This window comes from Streptomyces durocortorensis (genome assembly GCF_016901035.1).
Taxonomy (GTDB): domain Bacteria; phylum Actinomycetota; class Actinomycetes; order Streptomycetales; family Streptomycetaceae; genus Streptomyces; species Streptomyces durocortorensis.
Map to the genome: position 1 here is coordinate 1 of NZ_JAFEUF010000045.1, position 8,247 is coordinate 8,247.

Genomic DNA, 8,247 nt, shown 5'->3' on the forward strand with positions numbered 1-8,247 from the left:
CCCCTGCGCCTCCCCTATCGCCTCCCCAGCGCACGCCCCTCCTGAAGAGCCTTCCAAGGAGGCCACGCAGGAGGGGGCCCCGGCTGGTTGCGGCATCAGCAGCGGTTGAACCCTGCAACCGCGCCTGACCTGCGAAGTTGCAGAGTTGACCCGCCGAGGGGGAGAGGGCCCCTACGCGCACGCGCGCGTAGGGCGGCCAAGAATTAGGCCGTGCAACCCTCTGGCGGGCCCCCGAGGGGCCTCCCAGCCACCCGGAGGGCAAACCCCCTTCCGCGAGGAGCGCAGACGCTCCACGGGGCACCACTGCCCCTCGCCACAGAAATGGCCGCTCAGGGAAGAGGCCCGGGAGCTCTCAGCCCCCTCCCTGCGTAGCCTCTTGGAAGGCTCTTCAGGGGCAGTTGCCCGCGTCTGGCGGAAGAGACCACGCCCCCCGGCCCCTGGGTGGTCTCTTCACCGCCCGGACCCGCACCGCGCCACGCCGCTCCAATCGGCCGGCGGAGTGCGCGCGCTCGCGGAGCGAGCTGCCAAGAGGTTGCGCGGCTCGCCGCTCGCTCCATCCCCTCCCCCACAATGCCGCTGGGGCCGCAACCAGTGGCGGCCTCAGCTTGTCGCTTGTCTTGTCGCTTGTCGCCCTTGGCCAGACGCCCGCCCCGCAGATCGCTGACACCCATCTGACCTGCACCACGACAAGTGACAAGACAAGCGACAACCCGCTCCCCCCGGCCTTACGTCGGATTTCGCGTGGGAAGAGACCTTGGCCCTGCGTCTGGCGGTCTCCTCATCGCTCCTGCTGGGCCTCATAGAGTTCCCATGCACGTTCCAGAGTCGCCACCGCCGCAGGGATCGCCCCCCGCTCTTCCAGGTACTCCCGCTGGCCGCTGAGCTGACGCCGACTCGGCCAGTCGGGATCCGCGGCGACATCACGGGCCAGGTCTCCGATGGCGTTCTGGTCCTTCTTGTGAGTCTTCAACCATGCTGTGAAACTCGGTTTCTGGGCCATCTGTTCATCGTGCCATCGCCTTCCTCGCGCCGTACGGGAATCGCGGGCAGGCCACCTTTCGCGCGACCAAGGTGCATCGACCAGCCGGGCCGTCTGTGGGCCGTCAGACACCAACCAACGATGACCAACAACAACCAATGACCACCGCTCGACCGCAGGTCAGAGGCCACGCGTAGGCCCCTGAGCAGGGGTCAAAAGCGGGCCCGCCAGACCCAGGGCAAGAAGAAGTAGCCACCTTCCTCCGGCTCATCGAGCCCCCTGCCCACGGTCGGTCCGCGGGCAGGGGGCTCGTTCGTGCGGTCGGTCGGTCAGCCGACGCCGCTCATGTCGATGACCTCGTCCTTGCCCGGGGGACGGACGTCCAACGGCTCGTCGAAGGCGCTGAATGAGGTCGTGCTCTCGAACGTGGCGTCCTTGTAGACGACTTTGAGGATGTACGGCTTGCCCTCGGTGGCCACGTGGAAGCCGAACTCGCCGTTGTTCTCCTTGTCGGCCACCTTCAGCAGAACCGTCGGCACTCCGTCGATCTCGGCCGATTCGCCCTCGGCGCCCTTGACGGGCTTGCCGAACGAGGTGAACTCGTGCGTGCAGTCGGAGAGTCCGTCGCCCGGCCGCGACTCGCTGGAGAGCTCCTTGACCCACAGCTTCTGCTCGCCCTTGCCGGCCACCTTCCGGCCGGACTCCTCCATGTGGGCCCGGTTGGGGCGGATGTAGTCCGACCCGTCGATCCGGACCTGGTCGATTCGGGCGCCCGAGGCCGAGTCCGACCGGTACGCGCACGTGGTCCTGAGGTCGGTCACCAGGTGGCTGGACCGGTCAACGCCCCCGGTCACCTCGGTGGCCGTCTCGATGGTCACCGACTTCAGATCGCTCATCGCGGCGTTCGCGTCATCGAGCATCTGAGTGGCGGAAGGTTCCGCCGACGTGCCGCCGCCGTCCGTACAGCCGGTCGCGGCGACGCCCATGACCAAGCACGCCAGAACCGCTGTCCCCGCGGTCGATATTTTTCGCACAAGAGCCCCCAGTTTTGAAGAGAATCATCTCAGATGAGAGGCCCCGGCTCGGGCGACAGGCCCCGGCCCGCTCCGCCTCAGGACACCGGCTTGCGCCAGACCGAGATGTGCTTGGCGGAGTCGTCCGTGAACGGCGCCCCGTCCCAGTCCCCGACCCGGCTCTCCAGCTCCAGCCCCGCGATCCGGGCCATCAGGTCCAGCTCGGCCGGCCAGGCGTAGCGCTGGCGGCAGGTGCCTCGGCGGTAGCGGCCGTCGTCGTCGCGGGTGAAGTGGTGCGAGACGAGGGTCTGCTCGACCAGGTCGAAGGTGTCGAAGCCGAGATGCCGCTCGGACACGTCGAACGGCACCGCGACCTGGCCGGGCGGCAGGAACCGCAACGGCGGCACGGTCAGCTCGATGACGAACCGGCCGCCGGGGGCCAGATGGCGGGCCGCGTTCTCGAAGCACGCGACCTGTTCGTCCTGGGTGAGCAGGTTCCCGATGGTGTTGTAGACGAGGTAGACCAGGGTGAACTCGCCGGGGACGACCGTGGCGGCCATGTCCCCGATCACCACCGGGAGCGTCTCCTCGTCGGCCTTGCGGCGGAGCACCGCCGCCATCGGCTCGGAGAGTTCGATGCCCGTCACCGGCACGCCGCGCTCCCGGAGCGGCACGCCCACCCGGCCGGTTCCGATGGCGAACTCCAGGGCCCGGCCGTCCCCGGCGAGTTCGGCGAGGAAGTCGAGGGCCGGCCCGAGGGCGGCGGGTGAGGAGCTCTCGGCCTCCTCGGCGTCGTAGCGGTCGGCGGTCTCTCGGGTCCACAGTTCGCTGCTCGTCACGGGCGACCACTGTGCCGGGCGACCGGGCCCCTGTCGACGCAATTCTCGGGGCCACCACGGCGGACGGCGGGGCGGCCACGCTGTCAGTCCCCCCTGCCACGATGGCCGTCATGACGATCCACCTCCTCACCGACATCGAGCAGGCCCTGCGCAGCAGTTGGAGCGCCGAGACCTGCACCCCGGAGTACCGCGACCGCTGGACTCCGGACAATCCGGCGCGCGATCAGTGCGGGGTGACCGCCATGGTGCTCAACGATCTGCTCGGCGGGGAGTTGATCCGGGGCGAGGTCCATGTCGACGGGGTGCGGACCGACTTCCACTGGTGGAACCGGCTGGGCATGGGCGTCGAAGTCGATCTGACCCGGGAGCAGTTCGGACCCGAGGAGGTCGTCGTGGGCGGTGAGGTCGTCGTCCGGCCGCCCGGTGAGTTGCCGCGGCTCCAGGAGGAGTACGCGCTCCTTCGCGACCGGGTGGCGGCGAAGCTCGGACGGAGCTGAGCCCGAAGTGCCGTGCCGCACCTGATCCGTGGCCGATCCGTGCCCGGCCGGAGCGGCCGAAATGCCCCTCGCACGCACTACGGTGAGCCCATGCCGTCACGCCGTCCGTGGCGGCAAACCCTCCAGGGCAAGGAGATCGAGGAGAGCGATCATGGGTGAGTCTCTGAAGACCTTCGTCGGCGGTACCGAGGTCGAGGTGCCCAACAGCATCCCGGACATCCGGGCGACGCTCCCCGAGGAGAGACGCGAGGAGTTCGATCTCGCGATCAACGAGGCCGGGGTGCACGAGATCCACGCCGTCATGCGGCACTGGATGCTGGAGGCCGTCCCCGATCCCGAGGCCGAGAAGATCCTGGACCGGCTGGCGCGGGACGAGGCCGAGAGGCGGAGCGTCGCTTGAGCTTCCGCATCTCCTTCGCACCGCCCGCCGACGACACCCTGGCCAAGATGCGCGGCGGCGAGGCCTTCCGGGACGAGATGGTCCGCACCCTCGGCGAGGAGCCGTACGGGCACGCCTCCTCCGCCGTCAAGCGCGAGCGGGACCGGCGTGAGGCGACCGTCTCCGGGGCCATCGTCCTCTACTACGTCTCCCGGTCCGTGCTGACGGTCACCGTCGTCCGCCTCGTGCCCCTGCCCTGATCCGCCACGGCCGCGGCGCCCCTGCCCCGTGGTGGATCAGGACAGAGGCGCCGCGGACGTACGTCAGGCGAGCTTCTTGTCCTGCGCCGCCACGACCGCGGCCGGCAGCTCGAACTTCACGCCCTCGCCGCCCGCCGCCGCCAGGTTGAAGGCGAAGAACGTCGCCACGGTGCCTTCCTTGCGGAGCACTGCCAGCTTCAGCGGGACGGTGTCGCCGTCGGCCTCCGAGGTGACCGTCCAGGCCGCGGCCTCGTCGCCGCCGGTGACCTTCTCCTCGGTGATCGAGGCGACCTTCGTCGGCGTCTTGTCGATCGTGGCGGTGAAGCCGCCCGCGCAGTCCGCCGCGGCCTTCTTCAGCGTGGCGAACGCGTCCGGACCCGCCGACCCCTCGTACGAGCTCAGCACGACCGCGGTGGACGTGAGGTTGAACGCGTCCTTGAACAGGTCCTCGGCCTCACCCTCCGCCAGGTCCTCCAACGACTTCTCGTCCGTCTTCTTCGGCTCGTCGATCACCTTGCGCTTCGTGGTGGCCGCCGCCCCCTCCTGCGGCACGCCGGACATGGCGTGGGCGATCGGCAGGCAGGCCTCCTTGTCGACCTTGATGCCGTCCGCCGGGACCTCGTCGGCCGGGCCGGCCTTGGTGATCTTGGTGCCCTTCACGTCGCCCTGGGCGAGGGTGGCCTTCTCCAGCTCGGCGGCGGTGAGCGCCTTGGCCGGGGCCTTCGGGGCCGAGCTGCTCCCGTTCGCGGCGCCCTTCCCGTCCTTGCCGTCCTGGGCGTCGGCGTCCGACGAGCCGCCGCAGGCGGTGGCCAGCAGGGCGAGGGCGGCCGCGGAGGCGGCGAGGGCGGTACGTCGTACGGCAGTGGCGCGCATGGTTCATCTCTCCGGTTCGAGGAGCGATCACCCTCCCTCGTACGGCACTTCGACGCCGTCTGGGACGGGCCGTCGCAGTGGTGCTCACCTTACGATCGAACCGGTGAGCGAAGACCGGTCCGGCAACGCCCTTCCGTGATCGTGATTCTGCTGTGATCATCCTGTGAATGCACTGTGCGGAAGGGCTGTACAACCCTCCCGAAAGGACGTCATCCGCGTGTCCGACCAGGCCCCCGCTCCCTCCCCTCTCCCCCGGGTTCTCGACGCCCTCGGGGTCGGCGAGCGCGACATCGCGTCGATCGCCCCGCTCACCGGCGGCACGTACAACACCGTCACCCGCGTGACGCTCACCGATGGCCGCGACTGGGTGGTCAAGACGCCTCCCTCGCACACCGACGCCCTGCGCTACGAACGCGACCTCCTGGTCAACGAGGTCGCGTTCTACACCGCCGCCGCGCGGGCCGGCGGTCCCGCGATCCCCCGGGTCGTCCGCAGCGAGGCGGATCCGGCCGCGCCGACCGGCGCGTACCTGGTCATGACCGCCCGACCCGGCCGCCCCTGGCACGAGGTGGCTCCCACGGCGGACGACGGGGACGGGCCCCGGCTGCGCGGCGAACTCGGGCGGCTCGTCGGACGCTTGCACGCCGTGACCGGGCCCGCCGTGACCGGGCCCGCCGGGCCCGGGTTCGGCTACCCCGCCGAGCCGTTCGGGCCGCTCGCCCCCACCTGGCGTACCGCCTTCACCGCGATGACCGAGGCCGTCCTCGCCGACGCCGAGACCTACCGGGCCCGGCTGCCGTACCCCGCCGACCACATCCGTACGGTGCTGGCGGGCGCGGCCCACGTCCTGGACGAGGTCGTCCGGCCCGCACTCGTGCACTTCGACCTGTGGCCGGGAAACCTGCTGGTCACGGGCGAACCGGGCGCGCGCACGATCGGCGGGGTCGTCGACGGGGAGCGGATGTTCTGGGGCGACCCGGTGGCCGATTTCGTCTCGCTCGCGCTCTTCGGGGACATCGAGCGGGACCGGGATTTCCTCGACGGTTACGCCGAAGCCGGCGGGAAGAGCGTGGAGTTCACGGACGCGCTACGGACCCGCTATGCGCTGTACCGGAGTTACCTCTACCTCATCATGCTCGTCGAGACCGTCCCCCGTGCCGTGGGGGCCGAAGCCGCCGACGAGACATGGGAGTCGGTCGCTCCTCATCTCGTCGACGCCCTGGATGCCGTCCGTCTCGGGGCGAGCGTCAGCTGTCGGACGCGCCCCGGGTCAGATGGCTGAACGCGTCCAGATTCCGGGTGGACTCGCCGCGCGCCACCCGCCACGCGTACTCCTTGCGGATCGAGCTGGCGAATCCCAGCTCCAGGAGCGTGTTGAACGCCCCGTCCGCCGCTTCGAGCACCACGCCGAGCAGCCGGTCCAGCTCCTCGGCGGTGACCACCGACAGCGGCAGCTTGCCGACCAGGTAGACATCGCCGAGCGAGTCGATCGCGTAACTCACCCCGAACAGGCGGAGGTTGCGTTCCAGCAGCCAGCGGTGCACCTCGGCGTCGTTCTCGTCGGGGTGCCGGACGACGAACGCGTTGAGGGAGAGCGAGTGCTTGCCGACGATCAGGGAACAGGTCGTCGACAGCTTGCGGGTGCCGGGCAGCGTCACGACGTAGTTGCCGCGCCCCGGGCTCTCCCATACGAGCCCGGCGTCGTTCAGCGTCGCCTCGATGACCTGGGCCGCTGCGGTTTCGTCCGGTACGTCAGCCATGCTGCGAGCCTACGACAGGGCCGTACGCCGCACGCGCCCGGCAGCCTCAGCCGTGGTGCGCCCGGGCCCGGCGGCGGTGGTCGCAGAGCGCGGCCGTGTACACGTCGGCGGTCGCCGATGCGGCCGTGTCCCAGCCGAAGGACTGGGCGTGCGCCGCGGCGGCCGCCCCCATCCGGTCGACCAGCTCCGGCGCGTCCGCGAACCGCCCGAGCGCGCGGGCGTACGCCTCCGGCTCGTGCCCGGGTATCAGAAAGCCGCTGACCTCGTCGCGCACCGCCACCGGGAGCCCGCCCACGGCCGCCGCGATCACCGGCGTACCGGTCGCCTGGGCCTCTATGGCGACCAGGCCGAAGGACTCGCTGTACGACGGCATGACCAGCACCGACGCGGCCCGGAACCAGTCCGCCAGCCGGTCCTGGCCCACCGGCGGACAGAACCGTACGACGTCGGCGATGCCGAGGCGCGCGGCCAGCTTCTGGAGCCCCTCGGGCTTCGCGAGTCCGCTGCCGCTCGGCCCCCCGACCACCGGCACGACGATGCGCGAGCGCAGCGAGGGATCCCTCTCCAGCAGCACGGCCACCGCGCGCAGCAGCACGTCCGGGGCCTTCAGCGGCTGGATGCGGCCCGCGAAGAGCGGGATCAGGGCGTCCTGCGGCAGGCCGAGCCGGGCGCGCGCGGCGGCGCGGCCGTCGGCCCGGCGGAAGCGGTCGAGGTTGACGCCGGGGTGGACGACGGCGACGGCGGCCGGGTCGGCGCCGTAGAAGCGGACGAGTTCGTCGGCCTCCTCGGCGGTGTTGGCGATCAGCCGGTCGGAGGCGTTCACGATCTGGGTCTCGCCGATGACCCGGGCGGCCGGCTCGGGGGTGTCCCCCTCGGCGAGCGCGGCGTTCTTGACCTTGGCCATGGTGTGCATGGCGTGCACGAGGGGGACGCCCCAGCGCTGGGCGGCGAGCCAGCCGACCTGGCCGGAGAGCCAGTAGTGGGAGTGCACGAGGTCGTAGTAGCCGGGGCGCTGACCGGCCCAGGCCTGCATCACGCCGTGGGTGAAGGCGCAGAGCTGGGCGGGCAGGTCCTCCTTGGCGAGACCTTCGTACGGTCCGGCGTCGACGTGCCGGACCAGGACGCCGGGGGCCAGCTCGACCGCGGGGGCCAGGGAGCCGGTGGTGGCCCGGGTGAAGATCTCGACCTCGATGTCGATCGCGGCGAGGCGCTTGGCCAGCTCGACGATGTAGACGTTCATCCCGCCCGCGTCGCCGGTGCCGGGCTGATGGAGGGGAGAGGTGTGCACGGACAGCATCGCGATGCGGCGCGGCTTGCGCGACGCCCCGGAGAAGCCTCCGGGGAATCTGAGGCGCGCGGCCGTCCGGGTGGAGCCGAGCCGGGAGACGTACTGGCTCACCTCGTCGGTCCTCCTCGATAGGGGCATGCTGCGGCAGAGGGCGCGGGGGTCCTCCGAAGGGCGAGAACAGTGGAATCCCGCCTTTCATTTCCGCTTTGCCAAATCATTACGCGCCGGGCGGCGCGTCGCCCGGCAGTCGCGGGCGCCCCCCCCCCCCCCCCCCCCCGGGGGGGGGGGGGGGGGGGGGGGGGGGGGGGGGGGGGGGCGGGCCCGGGGGGGGGGGGGGCCCCCCCCCCCCCCGCCGAGGA

General features: G+C 71.2%; 10 protein-coding genes. 4 read left to right on the forward strand and 6 right to left on the reverse strand.

The window, feature by feature from the left end; translation table 11 throughout:
• Positions 1 to 778 precede the first annotated feature (778 nt).
• The 3 genes from JS521_RS11960 to JS521_RS11970 all read right to left on the reverse strand — a co-directional run bounded on the left by JS521_RS11960 (position 779) and on the right by JS521_RS11970 (position 2,831).
• Positions 779 to 1,000 (reverse strand): YozE family protein, encoded by a 222-nt coding sequence (locus JS521_RS11960; protein ID WP_205082734.1) that lies wholly within the window; start codon positions 998 to 1,000, stop codon positions 779 to 781.
• 308 nt (positions 1,001 to 1,308) lie between these two features.
• A complete protein-coding gene (locus tag JS521_RS11965) occupies positions 1,309 to 1,965 on the reverse strand; it encodes a hypothetical protein (RefSeq protein WP_239487147.1) in 657 nt (218 codons plus the stop codon).
• Positions 1,966 to 2,090: 125 nt separating this feature from the next.
• Positions 2,091 to 2,831 carry a class I SAM-dependent DNA methyltransferase gene (locus JS521_RS11970; RefSeq protein ID WP_205082737.1) on the reverse strand — a complete coding sequence of 247 codons (741 nt, stop codon included), beginning with the start codon at positions 2,829 to 2,831 and terminating at the stop codon, positions 2,091 to 2,093.
• A 110-nt stretch (positions 2,832 to 2,941) separates the two neighbouring features.
• Between JS521_RS11970 and JS521_RS11975 the strand changes: the two genes are divergently transcribed.
• The 3 genes from JS521_RS11975 (at position 2,942) to JS521_RS11985 (ending at position 3,967) form a co-directional block, all read left to right on the forward strand.
• Entirely contained in the window at positions 2,942 to 3,328 is a 387-nt protein-coding gene (locus JS521_RS11975; RefSeq protein ID WP_205082738.1) for a YunG family protein, read from the forward strand.
• A 151-nt stretch (positions 3,329 to 3,479) separates the two neighbouring features.
• Positions 3,480 to 3,728, forward strand: a complete 249-nt coding sequence (locus tag JS521_RS11980) for a hypothetical protein (RefSeq protein ID WP_205082740.1) — start codon at positions 3,480 to 3,482, stop codon at positions 3,726 to 3,728.
• Complete coding sequence (locus tag JS521_RS11985; protein WP_205082741.1) at positions 3,725 to 3,967, forward strand: hypothetical protein; 243 nt, start codon at positions 3,725 to 3,727, stop codon at positions 3,965 to 3,967. The genes JS521_RS11980 and JS521_RS11985 overlap by 4 nt, the downstream gene beginning before the upstream one ends.
• Positions 3,968 to 4,030: 63 nt before the next feature.
• Here the strand turns inward: JS521_RS11985 and JS521_RS11990 are convergent, their stop codons facing one another.
• Positions 4,031 to 4,840: a hypothetical protein gene (locus JS521_RS11990; protein ID WP_205082743.1), complete on the reverse strand. Its 810-nt coding sequence runs from the start codon at positions 4,838 to 4,840 to the stop codon at positions 4,031 to 4,033.
• Between the two features lie 217 nt (positions 4,841 to 5,057).
• Between JS521_RS11990 and JS521_RS11995 the strand changes: the two genes are divergently transcribed.
• On the forward strand, positions 5,058 to 6,122 hold the full coding sequence (locus tag JS521_RS11995; RefSeq protein WP_205082744.1) for a phosphotransferase family protein: 1,065 nt from the start codon (positions 5,058 to 5,060) through the stop codon (positions 6,120 to 6,122).
• On the opposite strand, the gene JS521_RS12000 is transcribed toward JS521_RS11995, so the two are convergent.
• Positions 6,088 to 6,600, reverse strand: a complete 513-nt coding sequence (locus tag JS521_RS12000) for a type III secretion system chaperone family protein (RefSeq protein ID WP_032766337.1) — start codon at positions 6,598 to 6,600, stop codon at positions 6,088 to 6,090. The two genes, JS521_RS11995 and JS521_RS12000, sit on opposite strands and share 35 nt — an antisense overlap.
• Positions 6,601 to 6,646: 46 nt before the next feature.
• Positions 6,647 to 7,999: a D-inositol-3-phosphate glycosyltransferase gene (gene mshA, locus JS521_RS12005; protein WP_205082746.1), complete on the reverse strand. Its 1,353-nt coding sequence runs from the start codon at positions 7,997 to 7,999 to the stop codon at positions 6,647 to 6,649.
• Between the last annotated feature and the right edge of the window lie 248 nt (positions 8,000 to 8,247).